The organism is Pedobacter folensis, assembly GCF_056490665.1.
Genome location: NZ_JBWJIF010000006.1, coordinates 1 through 15,169, shown reverse-complemented (window position 1 = coordinate 15,169; position 15,169 = coordinate 1). Strand labels below are relative to the sequence as shown.

Genomic DNA, 15,169 nt, shown 5'->3' with positions numbered 1-15,169 from the left:
AAATTCACATTACTATTAACCTATATCTGTTCTTTTAAATTCAAATAAGGTTCATGTATATTTAGGTACAAACTATTTTATAAACCTCAAACTAAATTAAAAGCTATGAATTATCTAAAATTAATTGACTTCAAAAAAACAGTCAGATGGGGGGGACTATTTATTTGTTCCATCTCATTAACACTTACATCATGTAGAAATCAGCAGGCGAAAATTTCAATTGCGGCAGATACAATCCCTTTACCAGTTACCTATGTTACAAAAATTGAAAGTGAAAAAAGGCAAAATTGGTTTTACAGGCATAAATACCAAATTTTAGATGCGATGACAATGAAAGAAGAGAGTTTGAATGAGGCTAAAGGTCTCAATTTTAAAGGTATAGAAGCGGCGGCTAATTTTTTAGATTCACTCATTATTAATAAGCCAAATAAAGATACAACGACAGGGGTTCGTGTTTATTTTGCATCACAACCGATAAAATCAGGTGGTTGTGGAAAGCTCACCCTTATTTTTACGGCTACTGTAGGTAAAAAGAATATCGATGTTGGAAATTACTATGCATTTAAAGATGATATTTTAGTCACCATTGGAGTTGACAGCGCAAGAACATGGGTACATAATTATCAGAAGAATAAAAGAGATACACTTTCAAAATATACAATGGATACCAATGATCCTTGCAAAGAAACTAAACATATATTTTTCTCTTTAAAGCAAATAAAATCAATAACTAACGAAATAAGATATCAAATGTCGACACATTCTAGCGTTGCTACCGGATTTGGTGTTCGTTTTACATCATATACTGATGCGGATTATATTGACCTTTTTTCTAAAAAAATTCAATACCACAAAAGACTTACTATTGGTTTTACCTTTATGTCTGGGAAAAATGATATTGGAATTGAAGATATCGACCCTGTAGAATTTAAAGAAAGGCTTGAAGCTACAAGAAGAAATAAGGAGAGATTCTTTGGAGATACTTTCGATACCGGTGTACCAGCTCCGCCGCCACCCACCAATGATAATATGGCTGTATTAGATTATGAAATTTAATTAAGTCAACATGTCCATACTAACTTATTTTTACATAGCATCACTGACTGTAGCAACAATAGCAGGAATAATGAAATTTCGTAAGGAATTTCCGATTCATCTAAAAGGTATTATTTTGTTATTGCCTTATGTTTTGCTTGTAGAAATAAGTGTAGTGTTTTTTAGAAGGCTGATTAAAGACAATAATGTATTACCGCAATACAATATCGTTATGCTGGTTGAGTTTTTGGTGTTTGCTTATTTTTTTAGGGAAATTATTATTTCTGCATTCGTAAAAAAGCTAATATCGGTTTTCATGATTCTTTTTCCTGTATTTTGGTATATATGTGTTTTCTTTATCTTTAAGATTACCGAATGGAACAGTTACGTTTTTTTGGTTGGTGGTACCATTACCATTGTTTGGGCATTGATTTATTGTTATCAATTGTTAACTTCAGTAGAGGATATATCGCTCAGCAGTTGTGGTGAATTCTGGATTGCACTTGGAATTATTATTTTTTATTCTTGTGAGCTGCCTTTTATGGGGGTATTTAACTTTCTCAGAACGAATTATCCTTCACTGATTATGAAGCTTCAGATGGGCCTTCAGGTTGCTAATATTATTATGTATTCTTTGTTTACTTACGCTTTTCTATGCAAAAAGACCAGTACAATGAAGTATTCTTAGGGGTATTACTCACCTCATTTATATTTCTGTTTCTTTCAACAGCAATCGTTTTCCTGATGCTCTATTTTCAGAAAAAGAAATTTCAGTACGCAAAGGAAAAGGGGGAGATGGAAAAACAATATGCAGAACAGCTCCTTCAATCGCGTTTGGAGATGCAGGAGCAAACTTTTGATACCATAAGCCAGGAAATACATGATAATGTAGGCCAGTTATTGAGCCTGGCCAAACTGCAATTGAGCGTTGTAGAACAAAATGAGACGAGCAATAGACCGTTAATTATGGAAATTAAGGGCAATGTTGGAAATGCGCTTACCGATTTGCGGGATATCGCAAAAAGTTTGAGTACAAGCCGCATACAGGAACTTACCTTGTTGCAGGCTGTAGAGCAGGAGCTGCAGCGGATAGCAAAGGCAGGCGTTCTTAAATGTAATGTAGTGGTAACAGGTGATGAACAGCAAATTGCTGAACAAAAGAAAATTATCATTTTCCGTATCGTGCAGGAAAGCCTGCAAAATATACTTAAACATGCAGATGCCACTATAATCAACATTGGTTTTGATTTTTTAAAAGAGCGGTTTAAAATAAGTATTGAAGATAATGGCATCGGATTCAGCTCAGCTGGAAAAGATAAAATAGAAACTGGACTCGGACTTCAGAATATTATAAAGCGTACAGCCCTGATTATGGGAGAAGCTACCATTTCCAGTGTTATTAATCATGGAACTCATATCATACTAATCATCCCTTATGTCTGATCAAATTAAAAATATAGCCCTGGTTGACGACCACGTCCTGTTCAGAAAAGGAATGGCAGCCCTAATCAGCTATTTCCCGGATTACAAAATACTATTCGAAGCTGCAAACGGAAAAGATCTTATGCAGCAACTCAAGATCTATGGAGTGCCCGACATTGTGCTGCTTGATATCAATATGCCCGAGATGGATGGTTACAGTACCGCTTCCTGGCTTCGCATCAATCACCCTGAGGTAAATATACTTGCTTTGAGTACCATGGATGCCGAAGGTGCTATTATTAAAATGATAACCAATGGCGCTAAAGGCTATGTGTTAAAAGATGCTGAACCGGAAGAGCTAAAACGTGCTTTTGATGAAGTAATGAGTAAAGGATATTTCTACAATGATTTGGTTACAAGGAAGGTCATGCAGTCGTTAAGTGCATTGTCATCAGGTTCAAAGATATCCGATTTTGTGAAATTAACAGAGCGGGAGATGGAATTTTTAAAATATACCTGCACTGAAAAAACCTATAATGAAATTGCAGCTGAAATGTTTGTGAGTCCACGTACTATTGATGGTTATAGAAATTCTTTATGTGAAAAACTACAATTAAAAAGCCGTACCGGCCTGGCACTTTATGCCGTTAAAAATGGTATAGTTAAAATTTAAGCGAATTCTTTGCTTAACAGGTGATTTAGAGCTATAACGTTAAGGATTTTATAGGGTAGATGTTAATTGGAATAAACAAAAAAGGCATCAGTAAATTTACTGATGCCTTTTTTGATATGCTAGTGTTAGCGCTTAAAATCTTACACCAAAAGTCAAGAATACGTTGTTTCTATTGCTTTTAACATCTGCAACAGGTTCTGTATAATCGTCTAATAAATAAGGGCTTGAGCTGAAATTTGTTTTGTAGTTCTGATAGGCTAAATCGAAATAATAGTTATCGATACGGTATCCAATACCACCGGTGTAGTATTGACCCTGATAAAATTTATTGTCACCACCTTTAACGCCGTTTCCATTTACGCCATAACCTGCTCTTAAGCTAAACTCGTTAGTAACTTTTACTTCAGCACCAACCCTGTAGTTAATCGCCTCTTTATACGATTCTTTAATGAAAGCATTATTATCGTTTATGGTATTACGGTCATATCCATCCACATCAGAAAAACGCATCGAAGCATAATCTACATAATCCACATCTGCAGATATTAATGCAGTACCACCTATTACATAACTAATACCAGCCGAAGCTTTTAATGGCGTACGTAAGTTATAACTGAACGTATAATATTTAGTTGGATTATTTGAACTAGAAGGTGCATTTGTTGCATTTCCTGCTAAATTTGCCTGTAAGGTTTCAGCAGTATTATCTTCAACATTCATCCAGGTTGGTGTTTGAAAATTGATGCCGATTCTTAATTCATTAACTGGTCTGAAAATCATCCCCAGTTTTAAATTAAAACCACCACCTTTTGTTTCCTGGTTTCTGAAATGGGTTAAGTTATAATTTTCATTTCCGGTATACGCAGGAATTGGTAAGCCATCATCAAAAGAGTTCACAATACCCGATTCAGTAAAAGTGGCATCACTGATGTATTTTACATTAACAAAACTAGCGGTTGCGCCAATATATACTTTGTTGCCAAAGTTAAGGGCTCCTGCAACGTTAAATTCTGAAGTTGAACCTAATCTCGATTCATCCCAATTCTGTTTAAAACTCGCATTGTTGTAAGGCTCTGCAGAATATCGGTTTGGGTAGTTCGTTGCATTTTTATTGATTAAATAACTGTCGTATGCATCACCGGCTATCGAATTATCAATTCCACCACCATTGGCCTGGTCAACATAAGCATCTCTTATTGAGCTATTGCTATTTGTTCCGTTATAGTTGATGTTATTTAAGAAATCGTTATTCCGGGTATAACTTAAGCCAAATACTGTACTTACCAGTCCTTTGTTCACATCAGCACCTTTCATTCTTGCTGCCGGACTGTAAAATACCACACCGATATTATTCAGGTTAATCTGACTTTTATTGGCTTTTGTATTATTGCCTAAATAAGCACTGTTATTAGAAACTGAATTAAATTCTGGCGTAAGGCTAAACTCTGATTTGGTGAAGAGGCCTAATCCCGCGGGGTTTGCATTAATTGAACCGATATCGCCACCAACCCCAATTTGTGCACCACCCATTCCTTTAAATCGGGCAGAGCTACCATAATTGGTTTGAGAGAAACGGAATGCATCAGGTGCATAACTTTGGGCGTATGACGTTCCCATAGCAGCTACTGTAGCTACTAGTGAAGCTAAAATATATTTTTTCATGTTGTGTGTTTAAATTTAAATTAACCTCTTCCTGCTCTAGATGGTCTTGAACCACCACCACCGCCGCCACCGCCGGTTGAACCACCACCACTATTTCCGCCGCCACTTGATGGAGGAGGAGAGTAGCTAGGTCTGCTCTCGGTTCTGGTAGGTTGTGAAGGTGTGTAAGTTTCGTTTCTGGTAGGTCTGCTACTTTGAGTACCTTGAGGACTATAACTGTCATTCCTGGTCGGTCTGCCAGCTTGCGAGCCCTGAGGTTGAGCATAGTTACCATTAGCCTGGCTTCTGGTTGGTCTACCTGCATTATTATTTGGTACATAACCTACGCCGCCATTTGGATTGCTTACACCCGATCTGCTCGGTCTGCCAGCGTTTCCGGCGTTTGTATTGCCACCGTATCTTGGCACACCTCTATCATTGCTTCCTGGCCTTGGTCTGTAAGAACCACCTCTGTTGGCGAAACCACCACCACCATAATAGCCGCCGCCGATACCCCAGCCACCGCCGTAGTATCCACCGCCCCAACCGTAACGGTCGTAGTATGAATATGGTCCCCAGGAGTTCCAGCCATAAGGATTGTTCCAGCCGTAACCAAAGTTGCCATAATAAAACGGATTGCTCCAGATACTGCCATAACCAAAGCTACCGCCCCAGCCACCTAAACCGTATCCGCTGTTCCAGCCCAGGCCATAACCTAAATAGTTTGAAGCACCGTAACTGTTTCCGTAATAATAATTGTCAAAGTAAGGGTCGTAGTAGCCTTGAAAGCTATAACCATTATAAAAACGGTTTATTCTAGATGAGTAATCCATATCGTAATAAGGATTACTGGTTCCATAATATTCATCGTATTCTTCCTGTCCCTGAGCCTGGTTTTGTGCCTGCTGACGTTGAGGGGGAGCAATTACTTCAACCTCTCTAGCTTTTGCTACAGAGTTATAAACATCATCTGCTGGCTTAGTTTGAGCCAATTTTGATGTAGAGCATGATGCCACCAACCCTGCAGCAGCAATCATTACAATGGGTAAAAATTTAATTGGTTTCATTGTGTTTATATTTAGTTGTGTGTGTTCACGAATTTAATAAACAGTTTCAAAAGTAACTAATTATTAACTATTTATTTAGTCAAAAAAAATGATATAAAATAATTGATATTATTTTGTTAATCGTTTGTAGGCATAAATTTATAAATTTGCCATCGAATTTTACACTTTTTAACATACAAATTACGTTCCAAATACATAACATGAGCAAAGAAATTACAAGTAGAGAAGCAGATTATTCCCAGTGGTATAATGATATTGTGTTAAAAGCAGATTTAGCAGAGCACTCTGCTGTGCGTGGTTGTATGGTTATAAAGCCAAATGGGTATGCTATATGGGAAAAAATGCAGGCTGTTTTAGATAAGATGTTTAAGGATACAGGCCATCAGAATGCCTATTTTCCATTATTCATCCCAAAGTCATTTTTCTCTAAGGAAGCTTCTCACGTTGAGGGTTTTGCGACAGAATGTGCAGTGGTAACACATTACCGCCTTAAAAATGACGGTAACGGAAATATTGTGGTTGATGAAACTGCAAAATTAGAGGAGGAATTAATTGTCCGCCCAACTTCCGAAACCATTATTTGGAACACCTATAAAGGATGGATCCAATCCTACCGTGATCTACCCATATTGATCAATCAATGGGCGAATGTGGTCAGATGGGAAATGCGTACCAGGTTGTTTCTGCGTACAGCCGAATTTTTGTGGCAGGAAGGGCATACCGCGCATGCTACAGCAGAAGAGGCAATCGAGGAAACAGAACGTATGTTACATATCTATGCCGATTTTGCCGAAAATTGGTTGGCCGTTCCAGTAATCAGAGGTCGTAAATCGCCAAATGAAAGATTTGCAGGTGCTTTAGATACTTATTGTATTGAGGCTTTAATGCAAGATGGCAAAGCTTTACAGGCAGGTACTTCTCACTTTTTAGGGCAGAATTTTGCCAAAGCTTTTGATGTTAAGTTTACAGGTAAAGACGGGAAATTAGACCATGTTTGGGCTACTTCATGGGGTGTTTCTACACGTTTAATGGGGGCTTTGATTATGGCACACAGTGATGATTCAGGCTTGATTATTCCACCGAAATTAGCACCAATTCAAGTGGTTATTGTACCAATTTACAAAGGTGACGAAGATTTAGCCAAAATCTCTACCTATGTAAACGAATTAACCATGCGTTTAAAAGGCCTGGGGGTTTCGGTTAAATATGATGATCGGGATACACAGCGCCCTGGATTTAAGTTCGCTGATTATGAGTTGAAGGGTGTGCCCATCCGTATTGCCATTGGTGGCCGCGATTTAGAAAATAAAACAGTCGAAATTGCCCGAAGAGATACCAAGGTGAAACAAACTGTTCCTCAGGAAGGATTGGATATTTACATCATCAAACTACTGGAAGATATTCAGCAAAGTATGTTCAATAAGGCATTGGCTTATCGTGATGAGCATATTACTGAAGCCAACAGTTATACTGAGTTTCAGGAATTGTTAGATACCAAAGCTGGTTTTATTTCAGCACATTGGGATGGAACGCCGGAAACTGAGCAAAAAATAAAAGAAGAAACAAAAGCTACCATTCGTTGTATTCCTCTAGACAATAAACTGGAAGATGGTGTTTGTATTTATTCAGGAAAACCATCTACACAAAGAGTGTTGTTCGCAAGAGCGTATTAATTAGTCCTGAGTTGGGCGCTTGGCGTTTGGAGTCTCCCTGCAATCTCTTTAAAAATAAGTTTTGAAGTCGTTAGTTAGAAATTTTGCTCCTTCTGGCTAACGATTTTAAATTTTAATGTAAAATAGTATCGGGATGTGGGATGTTTTGAAATCTTATTTCGATACTTGTTAATCATCTCTATATTATAAAAATGAAATTCGCAACTAAAGCTATACATGCAGGTCAAGAGCCTGATCCAACCACCGGTGCGGTAATGACACCGATATACCAAACTTCTACCTATTGGCAAAAATCTCCCGGAGATAATAAGGGCTACGAGTATTCGAGAGGAACCAACCCAACGCGTAAAGCTTTGGAAGATTGTTTAGCTGCCTTAGAAAATGCTAAATATGGTCTGGCTTTCTCGAGTGGAATGGGGGCAACAGATGCCGTATTAAAGTTATTGCAACCAGGCGATGAAGTGATTACCGGTAATGATTTGTATGGAGGTTCGTACCGTATTTTTACCAAAATCTTTACTAAATACGGTATCAAATTCCACTTTCTGGATCTTTCTAAACCAGAGAATATATTGCCGTACATCAACGATAAAACCAAATTGGTTTGGATTGAAACACCTACTAATCCGACCATGCAGATTATCGATATTGAAGGGGTGGCAAAAATTACGAAAGAGAAAAACTTAATCCTTACTGTTGATAATACATTTGCATCGCCCTATTTACAAAACCCGATCGATCTCGGCGCTGATATTGTGATGCATTCGGTTACTAAATATATTGGTGGCCACTCTGACGTGGTGATGGGTGCTTTGGTAACCAATGATGAGCAATTGTATAAAGATCTTTGGTTCATTTACAACGCCTGTGGTGCAACACCAGGTCCGCAGGATGCTTTTTTAGTTTTGAGAGGGATTAAAACGCTTCATCTTCGCATGAAAGCACATTGCGAAAATGGGGAGCGTATTGCACATTATTTAAAAACACATCCAAAGGTTGATAAAATCTATTGGCCGGGTTTTGAAGACCATCCTAACCATGATGTCGCTAAGAAACAAATGCGTGGTTTCGGTGGGATGATTTCGATCACGCTAAAGGGTGCTGATCTGGAAGAAACTTTTAGAATTTCTTCTAATTTTAAAGTGTTCACCCTGGCCGAATCATTAGGTGGTGTCGAATCGCTGATTAATCACCCTGCAACGATGACGCATGGCTCTATTCCGAAAGAAGAAAGAGAGAAAGTAGGGGTAACCGATAACTTACTTCGTTTAAGTGTGGGCGTAGAAGATATCGACGATCTTTTAGAAGATCTGGCTAATGCATTGGCATAATATTTCAATTGGGCAGGTCATAAATACCTGTCCGGTTTTTCTTTTTGTAAAGCCAGGCTGTGCCAGCATTAGTGCTCGTCCGGCTTTACACTAAATCTTTTTTGTGGAGGTATCTATTTCATCAAAATGAGGAAAAACAAAAAAGGATACCGTTTCAATCCGGTTTAAATGGCCGCAATTGTGCTGCTGTTTACGTCTAAACAAAACTAATCATGCAATTTCTGGAGTTAAAGAATTTTCTGGATAGTAAAGTTGAACAATACAATCAGCCAGATTTTATAGCAAACGATCCGGTTTGTATTCCCCATCTTTTCGAAAAAAAACAGGATATAGAAATTGCAGGCTTTTTTGCTGCAGTTTTAGCCTGGGGGCAGCGGAAAACCATTATTAATAAATGTAAGGAACTGCTTGCGCGGATGGATAATGCACCTTACGATTTTGTTGTTCATCATACCGATGGCGATTTAAAACGTCTGCTGAACTTTAAACACCGCACATTTAACGATACCGATTTACTGTATTTCATCTCGTTTTTTAAACAGCACTATCAAAACTACGATAGTTTAGAGCAGGCATTTGTGCCTGGGCAAGATGTTTTTCGTGCGGAGTATTTAGCCGTTTCACCTGTAAAACCAGAAATAACTTATGCCTCTGAAGTATGTTATGCTGCTGATCTTAACTTTTCAATAGAACAGGCACTGAACCATTTCAGGCAGTATTTTTTCTCCCTGGAAGATTTTCCTCACCGCACGAAGAAACATATTTCCTCACCGAAGCAAAAATCTACCTGTAAACGTTTAAACATGTTTTTGCGGTGGATGGTTAGGGTAGATCAAAAGGGTGTCGATTTTGGTATCTGGAATACACTTCAGCCTAAAGATCTGATTTGTCCCTGCGATGTGCACGTAGATCGGGTAGGGCGGTTGCTTGGGCTGATTAACAGAAAGCAAACGGATTGGTTGACCGCAATTGAATTAACCGAGAATTTGAAACAGTTTGATCCGTCCGATCCGGTGAAGTATGATTTTGCTTTATTTGGCCTGGGTGTAGAAAAGCTGTTATAAGCTTAGTGAAATTGAGAAATGTCAAAAAAAAATTCTTTTTTTCAATTCAATCTTCCTATACTTACATAGTGGTCTTGCTTCGGTTTAGCAGGATTGTGTCTATCCCAACAGTTTCGCTATGATTGCAGTTAATTTATCTGATGAAGATAGGTGGAAGAAATACAACAATTTTTCGCCACTAGTCTCAATTTTCAAGAAATTTCACCCGCTTAATGATGAAATAGAAAAGCGGATTAACCAGCACACTTTTCCAATCAGCTACAAAAAGAATAAATACCTCGTTTCACCTGTTGATCGCAACAAGTTCCTTTTTTTAATTGTTAAAGGTGTGGTGAGGGGTTTTATAAAAGATGGAGATAACGAGATTACCACATGGATTGCCAAAGAGAATGAAGTGGTAGGTACCATACGTAATTTGTGGATAGATGGCGATTCGGAAGAGTATTTACAGGCATTAGAAGATGTAGATTTAGTTGCTATCCCGCATGTATTATCCGAATATCTTTATGAAAATTTTCCGGAAGCGAATATCGTTGGCAGAAAGATGATGGAGTTGTATTACCGCTCGGCAGAAGAGCGTGCTTACCTGTGCCGGATTTCGTCAGCCGAGAAAAGATATAAACGGTTTTTACTCTCCTTCCCTGATTTAATTAACCGCGTTTCTTTAAAACATATTGCTTCTTTTTTAGCCATCAGGCTCGAAACATTGAGTAGGATCAGGGCGAAGATTTAATTCTTATCATTCGATTTATTTTCTTGCTTTTTTTAAGGTGAAGGGTTTAGGATTTTAACAGATCTTAAACCCTTTTTGTTTATGCCTGAAAATTACATTTCTAGTTTTAATCAGTAGTATAAATACTACATGTGATTAGATAGTTGTTGATTAATATCAAAAAAACACTTCGCAGACTGGTTGTTGTATGCCAGCATAGTAAAAGTTAATTTCTTTTTTTGTTTACTTTGTAGTATTGGTAATACAGTTTTTGACAATTTAAGTACAAAAATCGTTAACAATATTGTGGTTTTTTGGTACTTGCAGGAGTGTTAAAAATAACATACTTTTGCCGCCCTTAAAAACGGCATTTTATAATAGTCTCTATCTCTTCAAAAGTGTTTTATAATCAGCGTACAAACGCGGTTTTTACTGCATCCTATAAAGAGAAATTTTTATTGAAAAACAACCTTTTTAGGAAGATTTTGTGCTCATCGGATGAGATCATTTACATGCAGTGATTAACCAATTATTTCCAGGTGGAAAATGAATAAAATTATACAACGCTTTCTCTTCAGTTTTCAAAAAGAAACAAGGTTCAAACTAATGGCATTGTCGTTATTTTTACTGGTTTCTTATTCTTCAGCTACTGCGCAAACTTACAAAACACACTATATTGCTCCTGCACCATGGCAATATTGGAGTAGCGCCAATGAAATTGTCATTTCCACCAATACTGCCGGAACTACTGCAACCATTAAGAAAAGTGATGGAAGTTCAATCACGACTTTAACACCCACTCCCGGCAACCCGGCAGTTTACAGGTTTGCCGGTGATCCGGTTGGTTTGGCAAAAAACAGCCTGAATACGATACTTAATGCTGCAGGAATTATTGTTACCGGTAACAATCCAATTGCGGTAAATATCAGGAACGTAGCTTCTGACGATATTCCTGCTGGTGCATATAGCTCTACCAATGATCAGTATATTAAAGGGAATGCTTCATTATTCAGCTTTGGAGATGCTGCTGTTGGTAATGCTTTTAGGGTAGGTTATTATCGCGATGGCGATTTGAATGGCGTGGCAGCCAGTGTTTCTACCAAGCGGCCGGTATATAGTATTCTGGCGATCGAAAATAATACCACAATCAAACTTAATGGTACCGCTATTACCACATTAAATGCCGGTCAAAGTTATATTTTACAGGCTGCTATGGGGAGTTTGGTGGAAACATCAGGCCCTGTTGTAATGAATACCGGAATAAACGTAGATGCGCCAGAAGCCTGTGGTGATGGTGCTTATAATCCGGTTCCTCCAATTTCTTCTTTGGGCAATGAATATGTGGTGATCAGGGGAAAAGGAAATAATACGGCTGAACAAACAACTATTATAGCTTCAGAAGCGAACACCAATGTGACCGTATCTAATTTTGATCATAATGGTGTATTGCAATCAACCAATACCTATAACCTCATTGCTGAGGGAAGTTTTATCACTTTTCCCAATGGCGTATCTACTGGAACCAATACAGGAAACGTTCAGGTGGGGGATGCATCTTCGGGGTCGAGGATTGTAGCAACAAAAAATGTAGTAGCCTATTCGGGTACTGCAAATCAATGTGAAGTTGATATAGCTACTTTAGCACCGCTGAGTGCCTGTGGAGGTTCGTTAAAAGCAGAAACCTACAAGTTTAGAGGTAATAATCTGGGAGATTTGCCATACTTCGCTTATCTGATTACCAAAAGTTCTACTGATAAAATCTATCTAACCACCAACGGAGGTTCGCCGGCATTTAACAATACAGATGTGGAAACTATCCCTGGGGTGGGGGTACGTAGACAATTGGGAAGTTCTGGTGCTTATGCTATCGATTTTGAGAATACGAATATTGGCAACCCAAATTCATTTTATTTAAGCAGTAATACCAGATGGACTGTTGCCATGGTACAATCGGGTGGTGGTTTTTCGATGTCGAATTTTCTTTCCCCATTTCCGGAGAAAGCACTAAAACCAACCTTTGCACAAGCCGATTGTGCATCTGCGCTATTAAGTGCCGATGCCAATAGTAATGCTCCTTTTCAATGGTATCTAAATGGAGTGGCTATTGCGGGTGCAACTGCGAGGACCTATCAGGCCACAGTTTCTGGTTCTTATACCATCACGTCGACATTAGATTGCGGAATCAGTTCACAATCGCTGCCGGTAACCATTGCCTTATGTAATGTTGACTTGATTTTAACCAAAGCGGTTGACGATACATCACCAGCAAAAGGAGGGACGGTTAATTTTACCATCACCGTAAAAAATTCGAACGTTGCTTCAGGTACAGTTACGGGTACAGGTAATGCAATAGCCGTTTCGGCAACAGATTTGCTTCCTTCCGGATATACTTATGTTTCAAGTGTGGCCGCTACCGGAACATCTTACGATCCAACTACAGGTTTGTGGTCGATTGGAAGTATGAATGCCGGTCAGAGCCTTACGCTTACTATAACCGCTAAGGTTAATAATTCTGGAAATTACAATAATACTGCAACAGTAACCGGACCACAGGCAGATCCTGTATTGTCAAATAATACCGCTTCGGCAAGTGTTACACCGGTAAATATTTCATTAACATCGGCTACGGGAACAGATAACCAATCGATCTGTGTTGGTGGAACTACAACAGCAATCCAATATCTGATTACAGGAACACCTATCGTTTTAGTAACAGGTTTAGGTTCATCAGGGCTGAATTATGGAACCACAACTTCCAATGGAAATACTATTTTAACTATTGATGCTGGGACGGTATCTAATGCTGGCAATTATAATTATACGGTAAGGGCAACATATGCGTCCCCATCTGTTACGGTTATTAATGCAACAGGATCTATCGTTGTAAGTCCTCAGGTAACTACCCCCGTTTTTGCGCTAGGTGCTACCTCATCCCGCTGTCAGGGCTTCGGTACACAAACCTATTCGGCAACAGCCAGCAACGCGACTGGAATTACCTATAGCATTAGTCCGGCAAATTCCGGTGTAGTTAATGCCAATACCGGTGCGGTAACCTGGTCGTCTGTTTATAATGGTACTGCAACGATTATGGCGACTGCTGTAGGGATATGCGGAACTAAAACAGCAAATCATACCGTAACGATTAATTCGACAGGAACGATTAGCGGGTCGGCTACCGTATGTTCAGGTTCAAACGGAACATTGACCTTATCTGGTGCGCCTTCAACTGTGGTGCGTTGGGAATCATCAACAGATAATGGTATAAACTGGACGACAATTGCAAATACCACAACAACTTTAAATTATAGCAATATTGCTGCAACTACGCTTTACAGAGCAATTGTTTCTGGTGGAGGCTGTAGCAATGCCGCTTCAGGAACAGCAAATGTAACGGTAACACCTCGTCCGGTAATTGCTAACCAAACTTATTACATCTGTAAAACAGGTAGTTTTACTTTTGCACCAATTGATGTGCCTAATGGAACAACCTACACATGGTCTAGTCCGACGCTTTCTTCTGCAAATATTACTGGCGGAACTGCTGGTAATGATCAGCTTTCGGTTAATCAAACCTTAACCAATTCGGGTACAACATTACAAACGGCAACCTACATGGTTACGCCTACTTATTCATCATGTTCGGGTAATGCTTTCACTATTACTGTATATGTGGTGCCAACGCTTACGGCTACAGCAAGCGGAACAAGCATCTGTTCTGCATCTGCGTTTAGTGTTACGCCAAATAGTAATGTAAATGGAACAAGCTATACCTGGACAGCAGCTTTAGCAAACGGAACAGCCTCGGGGTTTTCGAATCAATCTACTGCGGTTAATGCGCCAATTTCGCAAACCTTAACAAACACTTCGGGAGCCGATGCCACTGTAAGATATACCGTAACACCAATTTATAATGGTTGTAGCGGCGCTACTTTTACTTTCGATGTGATTGTAAGAACAGCTACACCAGCACCAACGGCAAGCAACCAGACTTTCTGCGAAATCTCGAATGCTACGGTTGCCAATTTAGCTGCAGCAGGGACTTCAGTTAAATGGTATACCCAGGCAACAGGCGGAACAGCCCTGGCTTCGGGTACAGCTTTGACCAATGGCACTTATTATGCCAGTCAGACTTTAAACAGTTGTGAAAGTGCAAGCCGTGCACAGATCACGGTAACGATCACAGCTACACCAGCACCAACGGCAAGCAACCAGACTTTCTGCGAAATCTCCAATGCTACAGTTGCGAATTTAGCGGCGGCAGGAACTTCAGTTAAATGGTATACCCAGGCAACAGGTGGAACTGCCTTAGCTTCGGGTACAGCTTTGACTAATGGCACTTATTATGCCAGCCAGACTTTAAACAGTTGCGAAAGTGCAACCCGTGCACAGATCACCGTAACGATCACGGCTACACCAGCACCAACGGCAAGCAACCAGACTTTCTGCGAAATCTCGAATGCTACAGTTGCGAATTTAGCTGCGGCAGGGACTTCAGTTAAATGGTATACACAGGCAACAGGCGGAACAGCCCTGGCTTCGGGTACAGCTTTG

The 15,169-nt window shown here is 39.3% G+C and carries 11 protein-coding genes; 9 read left to right on the top strand and 2 right to left on the bottom strand.

All coding sequences use genetic code 11. The features are described 5' to 3' along the window. Nucleotides 1–105 precede the first annotated feature (105 nt). From AC04QZ_RS24075 to AC04QZ_RS24060, 4 genes are read left to right on the top strand one after another with little or no spacing between them, the layout of a single operon-like run. Nucleotides 106–1,056, top strand: coding sequence for a hypothetical protein (locus AC04QZ_RS24075; RefSeq protein WP_478359773.1), 951 nt, complete (start codon nt 106–108; stop codon nt 1,054–1,056). A 10-nt stretch (nt 1,057–1,066) separates the two neighbouring features. Then, nucleotides 1,067–1,723 carry a hypothetical protein gene (locus tag AC04QZ_RS24070; protein WP_478359772.1) on the top strand — a complete coding sequence of 219 codons (657 nt, stop codon included), beginning with the start codon at nt 1,067–1,069 and terminating at the stop codon, nt 1,721–1,723. Further along, nucleotides 1,690–2,478: a sensor histidine kinase gene (locus AC04QZ_RS24065; RefSeq protein ID WP_478359771.1), complete on the top strand. Its 789-nt coding sequence runs from the start codon at nt 1,690–1,692 to the stop codon at nt 2,476–2,478. Before AC04QZ_RS24070 ends, AC04QZ_RS24065 begins: the two co-directional genes overlap by 34 nt. After that, entirely contained in the window at nt 2,471–3,130 is a 660-nt protein-coding gene (locus AC04QZ_RS24060; RefSeq protein ID WP_478359770.1) for a response regulator, read from the top strand. The genes AC04QZ_RS24065 and AC04QZ_RS24060 overlap by 8 nt, the downstream gene beginning before the upstream one ends. 132 nt (nt 3,131–3,262) lie before the next feature. On the opposite strand, the gene AC04QZ_RS24055 is transcribed toward AC04QZ_RS24060, so the two are convergent. Together AC04QZ_RS24055 and AC04QZ_RS24050 are read right to left on the bottom strand one after the other, a co-directional pair. Continuing rightward, nucleotides 3,263–4,792: an OmpP1/FadL family transporter gene (locus AC04QZ_RS24055; RefSeq protein ID WP_478359769.1), complete on the bottom strand. Its 1,530-nt coding sequence runs from the start codon at nt 4,790–4,792 to the stop codon at nt 3,263–3,265. A gap of 20 nt (nt 4,793–4,812) precedes the next feature. Continuing rightward, nucleotides 4,813–5,838, bottom strand: coding sequence for a hypothetical protein (locus AC04QZ_RS24050; protein WP_478359768.1), 1,026 nt, complete (start codon nt 5,836–5,838; stop codon nt 4,813–4,815). 200 nt (nt 5,839–6,038) lie between these two features. Here AC04QZ_RS24050 and proS point away from each other — a divergent pair, with 200 nt between their 5' ends. The 5 genes from proS to AC04QZ_RS24025 all read left to right on the top strand — a co-directional run. After that, nucleotides 6,039–7,511: a proline--tRNA ligase gene (gene proS / locus AC04QZ_RS24045; RefSeq protein WP_086545764.1), complete on the top strand. Its 1,473-nt coding sequence runs from the start codon at nt 6,039–6,041 to the stop codon at nt 7,509–7,511. Nucleotides 7,512–7,702: 191 nt separating this feature from the next. Next, a complete protein-coding gene (locus AC04QZ_RS24040) occupies nt 7,703–8,842 on the top strand; it encodes a cystathionine gamma-synthase (protein WP_057934296.1) in 1,140 nt (379 codons plus the stop codon). Nucleotides 8,843–9,054: 212 nt separating this feature from the next. Continuing rightward, the gene (locus AC04QZ_RS24035; protein ID WP_478359767.1) at nt 9,055–9,906 is read left to right on the top strand and encodes a TIGR02757 family protein; all 852 of its coding nucleotides are present in this window, start codon (nt 9,055–9,057) and stop codon (nt 9,904–9,906) included. 118 nt (nt 9,907–10,024) lie between these two features. After that, on the top strand, nt 10,025–10,639 hold the full coding sequence (locus tag AC04QZ_RS24030; protein WP_086545767.1) for a Crp/Fnr family transcriptional regulator: 615 nt from the start codon (nt 10,025–10,027) through the stop codon (nt 10,637–10,639). A gap of 525 nt (nt 10,640–11,164) precedes the next feature. Then, on the top strand, nt 11,165–15,169 hold a 4,005-nt coding region (locus AC04QZ_RS24025; RefSeq protein WP_478359766.1), incomplete at its 3' end, for an Ig-like domain-containing protein.